We start from the raw sequence: 13,908 nt of genomic DNA, 5'->3' as shown, positions 1-13,908 counted from the left end.
TCCGTCGCATGACACATACGAGGAAGATCCAGGCGCGACGGATGACGGTGGCGCTGGTCGGCGCGGCAGCCGCAGTGGTGCTGGGTGTGGGCGGGGCGATTGCAGTAGCCGACCAGGACAGTGGAGCGTCCGGCCCGACTCCTGTGTCCGCAGAGGCGTCCGATACGGGAAGCGGCGGTCTCGCAGGCGGCGCGGACACCGGCGCTGGGGACAGTGGCTCCGTCAGTGGTTCAGGTGGCACCGACAGTGGCAGCTCCGGTGGTACGGATGCGGGAGGCTCGGGTGGCTCCGAGTCCCCATCTCCTACAGACGGACCCACATCGCATCCCACGGCTCCGGCAAGCCTGGACGACCTGGCGGAACGCATCGACAGTCTGGAGAAGAAGGTGGATGAGCTGCCCACCAAGAAAGAGCTGGCCGATGCCCTCCGCGCCTTCGCCGACGCGTTGGAGCAGCAGGACTGAGCCCACGGGACATGCTGCGGCGCACCCGGGACCAGGCCGTACCCAAGGCCGGTCCGGGCAGACCTGCTTCGTCGCGGCTCTTCGAGCGAAGTGTTGTCGCTTCAGCTTCTCCGCCCGCTGGACCACCACTCGACCGTCGCATGCGTCGCACACGTGCTGAGTGGTCTCGCCTGAGGTCCACATCATGTGTGCTGCCCGTCGCGCAGGGGCCGCAGCGTGAGCGTGCCGTCGGGCCCGCCGTCGACGCGGGTGCCGAACTCCCGGCTGTGCCTGTCGAGGACGGCGCGCAGCCACTCGGTGTCCTCGGGCGAGGCGTGTTCCAGCCGCATCCTGCGTGCCTGCAGGGGCACCATCCGCGCGTCAACCAGTCGGCCGGTGTCCGCCTCCACCGAGACCAGGTACAGCACCCGCAGGTCGTCCCGGTAGCTCTCGTAGCCGCCGATGCCCTCATAGTCGTCGACGAGGTCGCCGCAGCCGTACAGGATGAACCTGTCCCTGTACACCTCCAGCGGGCGCGGGTGGTGCGAGGAATGTCCGTGCACGACGTCCACGCCTGCATCTAGGAGCACATGGGCGAAGCGGACCTCGGAGCGGGAGACCTCGTAGCCCCAGTTGGGGCCCCAGTGGACCGAGGCGACCGCGATGTCCCCCGGCCGCCTGACCTGCCGAAGACGGTCGGCGAACGCGGACGCGGCAGCCACCGAAGGCTCCGCGAACACGTCGACACCGACCCGCTGCCCAGTGGCGGCCCAGTCCTTCGGGATCCCGCTGGACGGCATCCCGAAGGAGAAGACCAGCACCCGCCCGCCGGCGCCCAGGGGCACGATCGCCGGCTGTCTCGCCCGCACCTCGTCCCGGCCCGCCCCCGCCGTCCGCAGCCCCGCATCCGCCAGCGCGTCGAGCGTCTCGTGGAGGCCGCGCGGGCCGAAGTCGAGCACATGGTTGTTGGCCAGCGCGCAGACGTCCGGCCGGGCCGCGGCCAGGCACGGCAGGTTGGCCGGGCTCATCCGGTAGTGGACGCTCTTGCCGGGCGCGAAGTCCCCGTCACCGGTGACGGCTGTCTCCAGATTGACCACCCGCACGTCCGGCGCGGCGTCATCCAGGACCAGCAGCGCCTCGCCCCACGGCCAGCGGAAGTCGACCGGCCGGGGGATCGGCCCGCTCGCCGCCTCCGCCAGGTCGACGTAGGCACGGGCGTCGCGGATGTATGCCTCCCGCAGCGCCGGGTCACCGGGGTGCGGGAGGATCTGATCGACGCCCCGGCCGAGCATCACGTCCCCGCCGAGGAACAGGGTGACCACACCGTCGTGCACCCTCCCACGCTAGAGCCGTCGCGGGCGATGCGCGAAGGATCCGCGCGACGGGGGCGCCATGCGGCTGTGCGTGTGCGGTGCGCAGGAGCCATGTGGCTGGTGAACCGGCTCCGCGGCGGCCCACAGGGCGGCGGCAGCTCCTGTACCGGCGCCGAAGCACCCGATGGCGGGCCCCTCGGTTTCGGCCTGTGCCCGCAGCTAGCTCCCTGAAATGCGTCGACATCGACGCCGCTCCTCAGAGGCGAAAGGCGTGGTTGAGTTCGTCGATGGTTGCGGCCCGCAGCTCCAGCGCGTACGCGGCGGTCACCTCGTCCGGTGTGACGCCCAGGCCGCGGGCGAGCTGCTCGGTCTGGGCCGAGGGGCCTGGTGACGACACAGCTGTACCCCGGGCGAGAGCGCTGATCCGGGGGGTACTGGGGGCTGGGGTGAAAAGCTGATCACCGGGTGGTGAATCAGGCCCGGCCGGTGGACACCGTACCGGGCGGCCGCGGTCAGCCCGCGTCGGGGAGGTTGAACAGGCGCTGCGCTCGTCGTCTCACTGCATGTCGAACTCGATCGGGATGGTGATCTGCTTCGCCTTCTCGCCCAGGGCATCGGGCCAGTGCAGACCGAAGACCGCAGCCGTGATCCTGGGTTCGATTGCCACAAGCGGCACTCTGATCGCGGTGCCCATGCTGATGCCGAAGTGGCCGACCGGCCCGCCGGTGCCGATCTCCGGAAGCTCCTGGAGCGCGTCCTCGTGACCGGCTGCGGCTTCCATGTCGCCGTCAGCGACGCGCCCGGTCACGGCGACCGGCCGCGCAGCCGCAGTCGGCGTCCGCGATCACTCACCGGAAGGGGATCCTGTCCTGACGCGGCGGACCATGGCCTTGACCATAACCTCCCTCACGTACGATCCGCATGTCGGCCCACCGGCCGATGCGGCCCCGGGCGGGCCCGAACGTCGGCGGGCACTGACGTGGAAGGGGCCCGCGGTGCCCCACTGGCCCTCTGCGGTTCGGACGATGGCGCTCATCACCGTGGTCGGCATACGGAGCGCTCCGGCACGGGCAGGGGATCGTGCCGCTGCACATGAGCACCCGCCTGATACCGGAGCACGCGTTCAGCCTCAGGCCGCCGCATGGCGAACCGGGGTCATGTGGTCGGTGAACCATTCACGGGCCAGATCGGTGACCTTCTCCAGGGCGCCGGCTTCCTCGAAGAGGTGGGTGGCGCCGGGGACGACCGCGAGCCGGTTCTCGCAGCGCAGCCGAGCTTGTGCCTCGCGATTGAGGTCGAGCACCAGCTGGTCGTGGCCCCCGACGATCAGCAGTGTGGGTGCCGTCACCGTCGGCAGCCGTGGCCCTGCCAGGTCGGGCCTGCCGCCCCGCGAGACGACCGCGGCGATTCGCGCACCCGGCTCGGCGGCTGCCCACAACGCGGCGGCCGCGCCGGTGCTGGCGCCGAAGTACCCGACAGCGAGCCCTTCGGCCTCTGGCTCTCCGAGCAACCAGCCGGTTGCGTCCGCCAGGCGCCGGGCCAGCAATCCGGTGTCGAACACGTTGGCCCGGTCGATCTCTTCCTCCTCGGTGAGCAGGTCAAACAGCAGGGTGCCCAGCCGGGCCCGATTCAGTCCGGCGGCCACGAACCGGTTGCGCGGGCTGTGCCGACTGCTGCCACTGCCGTGCGCGAACACCACGACCCCGCTCGCGCCCTCGGGCACCGTCAACTGCCCGCGCAGCACCACCGCACCAGCCCGCACGTCCACCTCCCGATCCTCGGGCACGGCGTGACGCGACTCAGTCCGGTCGGTGTTCACCGGGCGGGCGGCCGCCTCTTCCAGACAGGCGACGACCTCATCGTCGTCGACCTGGGAGAAGTCGACTGTGCAGAATTTTCCGACCGCAAAGAAGTTCCGTGGGGCGTGCAGACATATGAGTTCGTCGGCCTCCCCGCCGAGCCGTGCGGTCCAGTCGTGAGGCGCCACGGGGACAGCGAGCACGATCCGTGCAGCCCCGCGGGCACGGGCGACCCGGCAAGCCGCGCGCGCCGTGGACCCCGTGGCCACCCCGTCATCGACCACCAGCACCGTACGGCCCTCCAGCCTGATCGGTTCCCGCCCGCCCCGGCACCGCTGGGCACGGCTCTCCAGCACCTTCCGCTCACGGGCCTCGACCTCAGCCAGCTCACTCGGGGTGATGTGCGCCGTGCGCACCACGTCATCGTTGATCATGCGTACCCCGCCCTCACCGATCGCTCCCATTCCAAGCTCCGGGCGGAAGGGCACGCCCAGCTTTCGCACCAGGCAGACATCCAGCGGCGCGCCCAGCGCCTCGGCGACCTCTGCCGCGACCGGAACTCCTCCGCGGGGCACGCCAAGCACCACCACCGCAGCCCCCTTGAGATGCTCCAGCCGGGCGGCCAGTTGACGGCCGGCGTCACGACGATCCATGAAGAACACGATCAGACCTCCTTGTCACGGAGGAACACGGTGGCTGACGCGTACCCCCGTACTTCCATCCTCGCCCGCGCAGGGCACGGATGCGCACCGCTGCGAGACGCGCGTTCGCGCCTGTCCTCACACGGAGTGGTCGACCCGCGTGAGGACGGAGTACAGCTCCAGGGCATCAGGAGGCGATCACGATGTCGGGCCGTGTGGTCGGCTTCCACAAGCTGTTGCAAGCCTGAACGCCACTCCGGCAGGCGAGCTCGGACGGCCTTGACGGGTTTGAAGTGAGCGGTGGGGCCGAATACGCTCCTCGAACCACACAAAGCTGGCATCGGCCGGCACGGCACGCTGTGGCCATGCCGTCGCGCTTCCCGATGTCACAATGGCGTCGGCGTGAACGCAACCCCGCCCGTGGTGTGCTGGCTGTGCCTCTCCTCATGTCGCAGGGCTGCCGGAATGCGGCCAGCCCGCTGCGGTCCGCAGGGCTAGGAGGCGAAGCCTTGCCGTCCTTGCAGACGAACAGAGTGCGAGGGAATGCACCCGCCAGCGCTCCAGCCCCAGCGGCGCGCAGGAAGGCACGACGTGCTCTCGACCGCCGGCCCGATGGGCTGTACGAAGCGGGCTCCGCAACGCAGTTGCTTGGCCACCAGCGCAGAAACCTCTGGGAACACGTCGGACACGATGACTGCACCGTACGGAGCTCGGTCCGGCAGAAAAGCCTGGCGGAAATGCGTTCACGCCTTCGACCGGCGGCCGCCCACCGCGCCTCACACCCCGCCGGTGTCCGGCAACGGGGCGACCGGATCTGGGCGGACTTCTGCCTGCCGCGGCCCGTCCGACGATGCCGGGCACGGTCACAGACCGCCGCACTGCCGAGGGCGGTATTCATCAGCCACGTCGCCGTGCGGCTGACGTCCGAGAGCGAGACGATGACGACGAGCCTGCCGTGATCAGTGACCAGGACCCGGTGTTCGGCGCCCGGTTCCGCGACGGTGGTCCGCGTCTGCGGCACCATCACCTCCCTCACCGTCACGGCACTTCTCACAGCCCTGCCCTCGGAACAGCAAAGCAACTGAGACCGCCGGTCGGGTCCCCCCTCCCAAGATCCGGACCATACCCGGGCCAACGTCTGCCCGTATCCCTCCGCACAGCGCATTTGCGCTGGTCAGAGCCATGCAGACGGTGTACCACCAGCAGACGAAGAATCTTCTCGTGTCGTACTCGGCGAAGAAGCTCGGATTCTTCTAGGGACACGAGAACGGGTGCCTGACTTGGCCTTTCGCCGGTCAGGCACCCGTGTTTCGCTCCGAGAACAGCCGAGGGCGCTTTGCGCGGCAACTCCCAGTTCCTCACGCCGCCGTCCCGCTCTCGACCAGCTCACCCCACATGCCTCAGGCGCCCCGTCGGCTGACGGTCCCACTACCTGTCCCTCGCTCCGCAGGTGAGCGTGGGCCGGTGCGTCGAGGAGGCCCTGCGCCTCTACGGCCGAGATCCTCGACGCGACTCACCACCCTGCACACGCCTGCTGCTCAGCTCTGTCCCCCGCCACCGCTGGAACCCCACCGACGCCACGGCCGCCCGCCGCTCCCTCTGTTGACCAACCCGTTCCGAGCCCCGGACATCGCGGCATATCTCAACTTCCTGCCGAAGGACCTGGAGGCCCTCGGCCTGGGGCCCTGCCGACCAACTCGTCGATTCAGCTCGTCAGGCTCTGCCGGTGACAACTGCTGAGCCCCGACAGAGCGCGTGATGCCCCTTCAGGGAACCTGCTGCCCAAAACTGCGTGCATGGGATGCGAGAATCCGGCGCCGCCCAGCGTCCGCCGGTCTGTAGCTACGCGGCGGCAGAGCGGACCGGTATGAGGCTGAGGCAAGTGACACGGAGACCCCTGCCCCGGGCGGGATGATGGCAACACAGACATCAGTCCCGGGACTCCACAGTGATCGCCTTGTGCACCACGCCTGCGAACGAGGCCTATCCCCCCTGCCACCTCGCCTTGTAACCTCTGATCATATTGTTCACGGAAGACGACGGTTCGGGCACGCCGTCGCCTGTCTCCCACGGTGGGGCGAATGTCTACCAGCGATTCCGACACACGCGACCTACCGGCGATAGCATCACCCGGCTTGGTCGGACGCGAGCACGAACTCGCCGCCTTGAGAGCGGCGTTGTCCGATCCGCCGGTGGTCGTGCTGATCGAGGGCGAGGCCGGGGTCGGTAAGAGCCGACTGGTCCAGGAGCTACTCGCGGCGCATGCCCCGGCCCGGCAGCGGGTGCTGCTGGCAGCCTGCCCGGCTGTTCGACAACCCTTTACGCTCGGGCCGGTGGTGGACGCGATCCGACCGGCGACCGAGGATGTCGCCCGGCTCGGCCTGAGTGGGCTGGCGGGGGCGCTCCGGCCGTTGTTTCCCGAGTGGGCATCGGCGTTGCCGCCCACACCCGACCCGGCCGAAGACGCAGCAGCGGCACGACACCGACTGTTCCGGGCCATCGAGGAGATCCTGGAACGGCTCGAGATCGAGCTGCTCGCGGTTGAGGACGTGCACTGGGCAGATGAGGCCACCCTGGAGTTTCTGCTGTTCCTGACATCACGTCCGCGGCAACAGGTCAGCCTGCTGGTGAGCTACCGCCCGGAGGAAATCGCGCCGGACTCTCTGCTGCTGCGGTTGTCGTCGCGACAACCGGCGGGTGCAGCGCGGCTTCGGCTGTCGTTGGAACCGTTGGATGTCCCCGGGACCGCCACGATGGTGTCCTCGATGCTGGGTGGGCAACGGGTTTCCGACGAGTTCGCGACCATCCTGCACGACCGGACCGACGGGCTTCCGCTCGCGGTCGAGGAGTCTGTCCGGCTGATGTGGAACCGCGCCGGCCTGACCCGGCGGGGTGACTCCTGGGTGCGGCAGCGACTGAGTGAGATCGACGTACCGCCGACGGTGCGGGACGTCGTACTGGAACGCAGCGCACGGCTCGGCCCGGCGGCGCAGGCGGCGTTGCGCGCGGCCGCCGTACTCGCCGACCCCGCCCCCGAGAACGCCGTCGTCGAGGTGATGGCTCCGGAAGGCGATCCGGCGAACAGGCTCGCAGGCCTGGCGGAGGCGGTGGGTTCGGGGCTGCTGAGGGAGGACCCGAGCGGGCTGGTCTCGTTCCGGCACAAGCTGGCGTGCCGCGCGGTGTACGAGGCGATTCCTGGGCCGCAGCGGCGGGCGATGCACCTGCGTGCCGCACACGTCCTCGAAGGCGCCACCCCGTCCCCGGTCGCCCAGCTCGCGCGCCACTTCCGGGAGGCCGGCGACACGACGGCGTGGTGCCGGTACGCGGAACAGTCTGCCGACCTCGCGCTCGCCTCGGGTGACGATGCGACGGCGCTCATCCTGCTGCACGATCTGCTCACCAACGCCGACCTGCCGCCCGCCGACGTGGTCCGGCTGACCGGCAAGGTTCCGTTCTGTCTGCTCAGCGGGCACGAACGCTACGGCGAACTGATGGACGCCCTCCGCCTCGTGCTGGACACCGGTGAGCCGGCGCGGGGCAACGCGGCGGAGATCCGCTTCCATGTCGCCAGGCTGTTGCAGCAGATGGAGGCGTTCGAGCAGTCCCGGATCGAGATGGAACGAGCGTTGCCCGGCCTCGGGCACGACCCGGTGAAGGCAGCCCGCGCAATGGTGTTTCTCGGCCTGCCGTACGGGACGACGACACCGGCGGCCGAACACCTCAGGTGGTTGCGGCGCGTTGCGCAGGTGCCGGTCTCGATGGCGCCGGGGGACCGGCTGAGCATCCGGGTCGGACGGGCGAGCGGACTCTTGCTGCTCGGTGAGGAGGAGGGGTGGGCGGAGGCAGCGTTGATCGCCGATGATGCGTCCACTGCCGCGGAGAGGCAGCAGATCACGGTCGGCCAACTCAACGTCGGACACATGGCGCTGATCTGGGGGAGGTACCCGGAGGCGAGGCGGGTGCTCACGCTGGCCGCAGGGCTGGCCGACACGTATCAGTACCGGAAGCTTCGAAGGCTCGGGCAGGTGACGCTGACCCACCTGGACTGGCTCACCGGCGACTGGGACGGGCTGGCCGACCGGGCCGGATCGCTGGCCGGTGATGAGGAACTCCTGCAGCCGGTGAGTCGCCTGGCGCCGGCCATGGTCACCGGCTTGCTGTATGCGGCCCGCGGTGACCAGGACCGAGCGGACGAGGTCCTGCGGCTCGTCCTGGAGCAGGCGGACCGACATGGCGGTGCGGAGTATTCCGTCGAACCTGCCGGCGCCCTTGCCAGGCTCCGGCTCGGCGCCGGGCGGATCGACGACGTGCTGCAGCTGACCGACGATCCGATCCGGTTCCTGGAACACAAGGGCACTTGGATCTGGGCCACCGAACTCGCCCCGGTCCGGGCCGAGGCACTACTCATGGCTGGCCGCATCGACGAGGCCGGCGACCTGGTCGACGCTTTCGCAGCGGGAGTGCGTGATCGTCGCGCACCTGGCCCGCATGCCGCCTTGTCGACCTGCAGGGCTGTCCTGGCCCAGCATCAAGGCGATCCCCTCGGCGCCGCCGAACTGTTCGCGCGTGCGGCAGACGCGTGGCAGAGCCTTCCGCGGCCGTACGATGCTCTGCTCAGCCGTGAGCGACAGGCCCGCTGTCTGCTACGTGCGGGCCAGTCCGATGCGGCTCTCGCTGTCCTTACGGAAACCTTCCAGGGGTTGTCCACCCTCGGCGCTCGTGGCGACGCCGAGCGCGTCATGCACACACTGCGTGGATTCGGTGTCGGGGTCAAGCGTCCGTCGTGGCACGGTGGACGGCGAAGTTACGGCGATCAGCTGTCTCCCCGGGAGCTCGACGTAGTCCGGCTGCTCGTCGGAGGCCGGACCAACCGGGAGATCGCCGGTGTCCTCATCCTGTCGCCGAGGACGGTCGCGCGGCACGTGGAAGCAGCGATGCGCAAGCTCGAGGTGTCGTCCCGGACAGCGCTGGCCGTGAAGGTCGTCGAAGCCGGCTTCGTCGTCGACAGCCCGGCCGGCGCCCACCGTTAGGCGGGCGCGGCAGCAAAATTGGGTCATCTGCCCAATCGTCCGGTAGCCGGTGCGCGAACAACACTCAACGGCATGGAATCCTTACCTCCGCCTGTCGCCGTTCATCTCCCCGCGTCCGCAAGGCTTCTGGCGCACGGTCGAATCTGACGGATCGCCTCCACCGGCCCAGCCCTCCTGGTTTCCCACGAGGCCGTGTACAGGGGCGACCCCCGCAGGCCGACCGACCGGTACCACAGGTCACTGCCGCAGCAGCGGGACGCGTCGTTCGCCGCCCGGCGCCGTACCACCGATCGGCCCGAAGCAGCACCGGCCGGCACCCACCACGTTCGTCGACGCCATTCGGCGCGATGCGCGATCCCCGCAACCGCGCGGTACCCGCGCGCATTTTTCCCTCAGAAAAGGTCGTTGCCGCATGAGACAGTCACCACCGGCCGGGGCATCCAGGCTCCCGGTCCACCTGACCATCCCCATACTCCGGCGTTTGCCACACCGCTCGCATCGGGCGCTTACGGCGCTCCTGGCCACGGCCTGTGTGGCCGGGACGCTCGGCCTCCCCGCCATCGCCGCCGCCGATACGCCGGCCGCCCGGGCGAGTCAGCCGCAGCAGAACGGCCCGGTCGTCGCCGCACACACGCTCACCCTCGTCACGGGCGAGGTGGTGACACTGGAGCGCCATGCCAACGGCTTGCAGGTGGCGACGGTCGCGCCCGCGCCCGACGGCACCCCGGCGGCGTTCTCCTCCATCAAGGTGGGCGACGAGGTCTATGTCATCCCGGACAAGGCGCAGCCGTACCTTGCCGCGAACGAGCTCGACCGCGAGTTGTTCAACGTCACCAAGCTGGTCGAGTACGGCTACGACGACGCGCACCGCCGCGCCGTGCCGCTGCTGGCGACCTTCTCGGGCGCGCCGGGCAAGGCGGGCAAGGCGCTCAAGCAGGCCGCGCCGGCCGGTTCGGTGAAGGCCGACGAGCTGCCCAGCGCCAACGCGGTGGCACTGCGCGCGAACAAGAAGAAGGCGGCGACGTTCTGGGAGGCGGTCGACGACGACGGCGCCGCAACGGCGAAGGCGCCGAAGCTTGCCAACGGCATCAAGAAGCTCTGGCTCGACCGGCCCGTGCAGGTGACGCTGGACCAGAGTGTGCCGCAGATCGGCGCGCCGGAGGCGTGGGCGAAGGGCTACGACGGCGCCGGCGCCAAGGTGGCCGTCCTCGACACCGGTCTCGACCCCACGCACCCCGATCTGGCGGGGCGGGTGAAGGAGACGCAGAACTTCACCGACGACCCCGACGCGGTCGACCACCACGGTCACGGCACGCATGTCGCCTCGACCATCGCCGGCTCGGGCGCCGCGTCGGGCGGCAAGTACAAGGGTGTGGCGCCGGGCGCCGACCTGTACATCGGCAAGGTCCTCAACAACGCCGGTGAAGGCCCCCAGTCGGCAGTCATCGCCGGCATGGAGTGGGCGGTGGCCCAGGGCGCGGACGTCATCAGCATGAGCCTCGGCTCGGAGGCTCCCAGTGACGGCACCGACCCGCTGAGCAAGGCCGTCGACCAGCTCACCGCGTCCTCCGGCTCGCTGTTCGTCATCGCGGCCGGCAACACGGGCCCCGGCAAGTCGACCGTGGGCTCGCCGGGGGCCGCCGACGCCGCGCTGACCGTCGGCGCGGTGTCCAAGCAGGACGAGCTCGCGGGCTTCTCCAGCCGCGGCCCGCTCAAGGACACCTTCGCGGTCAAGCCGGAGATCACCGCGCCGGGCGTGGGTATCGTCGCCGCGCGCGCCGCCGGCACCTCGATGGGCACCCCCGTCGACGCCGACTACACCTCGGCCAACGGCACCTCGATGGCCACCCCGCACGTGGCCGGCGCCGCGGCGATCCTCGCGCAGCGCCATCCGGACTGGGCCGCCGACCGGCTCAAGCCGGTGCTGGCCGGCACCGCCGAGCAGGGCTCGTACACCGCCTACCAGCAGGGCAACGGCCGGGTCGATGTGGCCAAGGCCATCGACGCCCCGTTCTACTCCAGCCCCGCCGTCGTCAGCATGGGCAAGTCGTCGGCCGAGGGCGCGCCGGTCACCAAGACGGTCAGTTATGTGAACACCTCCGCGGCGGACACCACGCTGTCGCTCGGCCTGGCCTCGTCCGGGGAGACCGGGCCCGCACCGGACGGCACGTTCACGCTCAGCGCCACCAGTGTGACGGTACCGGCGAACTCCACCGCGAGCGTGACGGTGACCTACCACCCCGAGCTCGGCGACCTGGGTGACTACACCGGTGTCATCACCGCCACCGCGACCGACGGCACCGCGATCCACACCACCGTCGGCGCGACGAAGGGGGCGCCCACCGTCGACCTCACCGTCAACACGATCGACCGGCACGGAGCCCCGGCGACCGGCGAGCTCATGGTGTTCGACCTGGACACGGGGGCTGTCCAGCAGGTCTTCCCCCAGGGCGGAACCAAGACTGTCGCAGTGCCGCAGGGACGCTACTCCGTCATGGGTGTCGTCCACACGAGGCACAAGGCCGACTCGTCCCAGGTCACGGACTACACCCTCGCCGGTGAGCCCGTGGTGGAGCTGAAGGCGGATCGGACGATCACGCTGGATGCCCGGCTGGGCAAGGAGGTCAAGGTCGCGACGCCCAAGGAGTCCGAGGCGACGGGCGGCTCCAAGCTCGGGTACCGCCAGCAGCTCCCCGGAAAGCGGGGAATCGACTTCATGAAGGGCGCGTTCAGCCCGCTCTGGGACCACTCCTATGTGGTGCCCACCGAGCCGGTGAAGCTCGGCACGTTCGAGTTCCACTTCCAGCAGCGCAGGTACTCGCCGGTGATCCGCGCAACCTATGCCGGGCAGGAACGCACGCTCCCGCTGGAGCCAGTGGTGTACGCGGCCCGGCTGTACGGCACCAGTAGGCTCCAGGCGGTCGACGCCGGTATGGCACGGCCGGAGGACCTGACCGGCAAGGACCTCGGTGGCAAACTCGCGGTCGTCACCCGCGATGCCACCCGGAAGTCCATCGACCAGATCACCGCGGTCGCCGGCGCCGGCGCGAAGGCAGTGATCATCGTCAACGACCGGCCCGGCCCCTTCGCCACCATCGTGCCGCGCGCCACCGGCACTACCATCCCGGCCTGGTCCCTCACCCAGGACGAGGGCGCTGGGCTCCTCGGCCGGATCGCCGACGGCTCCACCCGGATCGACCTGAAGGGGATCACAGGCGTCCCCCAGGTGTACAACATCGCGACGATGGTTCCCGGCAGGATTCCGGCCGACCCCGTCGACGCGGTCACCGCGGAGAACTCGGCCGTGGTGAAGTCCCACTACAGCAACACCAAGGGCAGCGTGATCGGCGACGTAGTCTCGGCGATCCGCCCGAACGATTCCCTCGTCACCGACGTCTACGACTCCTTCGACGCGCCAATGGACCGGGAGGAGTGGTACTCCACCGGCAGCAAGCAACCGACGATGAAGGAGATGCGGTGGTGGCACAGGGTCTACCCGGACCGCGCAGACAACTCCCGCATGATGAGAGACGTACTACTCCGCACCTACCAGCCGGGCGAGCAGCGCAAGGAGACCTGGCTGGGCGCGGCAAACGGCCCGGCCGGACCGGAGACCAGCCAGGCGGTCCGCGAGGGTGACAACATCACCCTCACCATCCCGGAGATGGGTGACAGCCAGGGGCACGCCGGCTTCTTCGAAAACGAAGCCGACAAGCGGACGGTGCGGTTGTACCAGGACGGGAAGCTCCTCAAGGAGGTGCCGCGACTCTCGCTGACCACGCTGCCGGTCAGCCCCGACCCGGCGACCTACCGCCTCACCCTGGACACCCAGCGCCCTGCGTGGTTCCCGCTGTCCACAGAAACCAGCACCGCGTGGACGTTCAAGTCCGCCCGCCCGGCGAGCGACAAGGAGACCCTCGCGCTGCTCTGGCCGAAGTACGGCTTGGACCTGGACGCGGAGAACACCGCCCGGGGCGGCAGGACCGACCACTTCGATCTGGGGTTCGCCCTCCAGGCCGGCACGACTCCGGACATCCGCGGGGTCGAGGTCACGATGTCCACCGACGACGGTGACACCTGGCACCCCGCCAAGGTGAAGAGCGCGAAGGGGGACAGCTACAGGGTGACCCTGCGCAACCCGGAATCGGGCTACGTATCGCTGCGCGTCAAGGCATGGGATGCCAACGGCAGCAAGATCGAACAGACCCTGATCAGGGCCTACGCCGTACGCTGACCCTCGCGGCAGACCCTGACTTGTTCGGCCGCACCCCTGGCACGAGGCTTGTCCTTGTGCCAGGGGTGCCCCCGTTCGTTCCGTCGTCGCCGGTCCGACGCAGAACGGACGCACTACAGCGGCCGCCCGCGGCTCTCACGGTTCGCCCCGTCCTCTCCTGCCTCGCATACTCAAGAACGGCAACCCCGCGGTCCTCGGTTCCGAGGACGGCGGCGCCATCCTCGTCAACGCAGACCGCGTCCTGGCCGTCAACAACAGCAGCCTGACCGGCAACACCGCCCAGGAGGGCGGCGCCATCGCTTCCTTCGGTGGCAGCAGCACCCAGATCTCCAACAGCAAAATCAGGGGCAACTCCGCATTCTTCGGCGGCGGCGGCCTCTACAACCTCGGCGGCAGCATCGCGATCCGCTCCACCATCGTGTCGGACAACGAAGCCAACCACGGCAGC

At 69.7% G+C, this 13,908-nt stretch carries 6 protein-coding genes and 1 pseudogene; 3 read left to right on the top strand and 4 right to left on the bottom strand.

Going from position 1 to position 13,908, the window contains the following annotated elements:
- The first annotated feature begins 8 nt into the window (after positions 1-8).
- Entirely contained in the window at positions 9-464 is a 456-nt protein-coding gene (locus OG978_RS39325; protein ID WP_326769807.1) for a hypothetical protein, read from the top strand.
- A 182-nt stretch (positions 465-646) separates the two neighbouring features.
- Here the strand turns inward: OG978_RS39325 and OG978_RS39320 are convergent, their stop codons facing one another.
- The 4 genes and pseudogenes from OG978_RS39320 to OG978_RS39305 form a co-directional block, all read right to left on the bottom strand.
- Positions 647-1,777 (bottom strand): CapA family protein, encoded by a 1,131-nt coding sequence (locus OG978_RS39320; RefSeq protein ID WP_326769806.1) that lies wholly within the window; start codon positions 1,775-1,777, stop codon positions 647-649.
- A gap of 235 nt (positions 1,778-2,012) precedes the next feature.
- Positions 2,013-2,153: a hypothetical protein gene (locus tag OG978_RS39315; RefSeq protein ID WP_326769805.1), complete on the bottom strand. Its 141-nt coding sequence runs from the start codon at positions 2,151-2,153 to the stop codon at positions 2,013-2,015.
- A gap of 162 nt (positions 2,154-2,315) precedes the next feature.
- Positions 2,316-2,513 (bottom strand): annotated as a pseudogene (locus tag OG978_RS39310) (alpha/beta hydrolase); the annotation flags it as partial.
- Positions 2,514-2,885: 372 nt separating this feature from the next.
- Entirely contained in the window at positions 2,886-4,217 is a 1,332-nt protein-coding gene (locus OG978_RS39305) for a phosphoribosyltransferase family protein (protein WP_326769804.1), read from the bottom strand.
- Between the two features lie 2,114 nt (positions 4,218-6,331).
- Between OG978_RS39305 and OG978_RS39300 the strand changes: the two genes are divergently transcribed.
- Positions 6,332-9,226 (top strand): ATP-binding protein, encoded by a 2,895-nt coding sequence (locus OG978_RS39300; protein WP_326769803.1) that lies wholly within the window; start codon positions 6,332-6,334, stop codon positions 9,224-9,226.
- A gap of 481 nt (positions 9,227-9,707) precedes the next feature.
- Positions 9,708-13,460, top strand: coding sequence for a S8 family serine peptidase (locus OG978_RS39295; protein ID WP_326769802.1), 3,753 nt, complete (start codon positions 9,708-9,710; stop codon positions 13,458-13,460).
- Positions 13,461-13,908 lie beyond the last annotated feature (448 nt).

Origin of the sequence: Streptomyces sp. NBC_01591 (assembly GCF_035918155.1) — a bacterium.
GTDB lineage: Bacteria > Actinomycetota > Actinomycetes > Streptomycetales > Streptomycetaceae > Streptomyces.
This window is presented reverse-complemented; position numbering and strand designations above follow the sequence as displayed.

Coding starts and splice junctions, on each gene's coding strand:
- OG978_RS39325 (WP_326769807.1), top strand. CDS start 9: ATGACACATACGAGGAAGATCCAGGCGCGACGGATGACGGTGGCGCTG.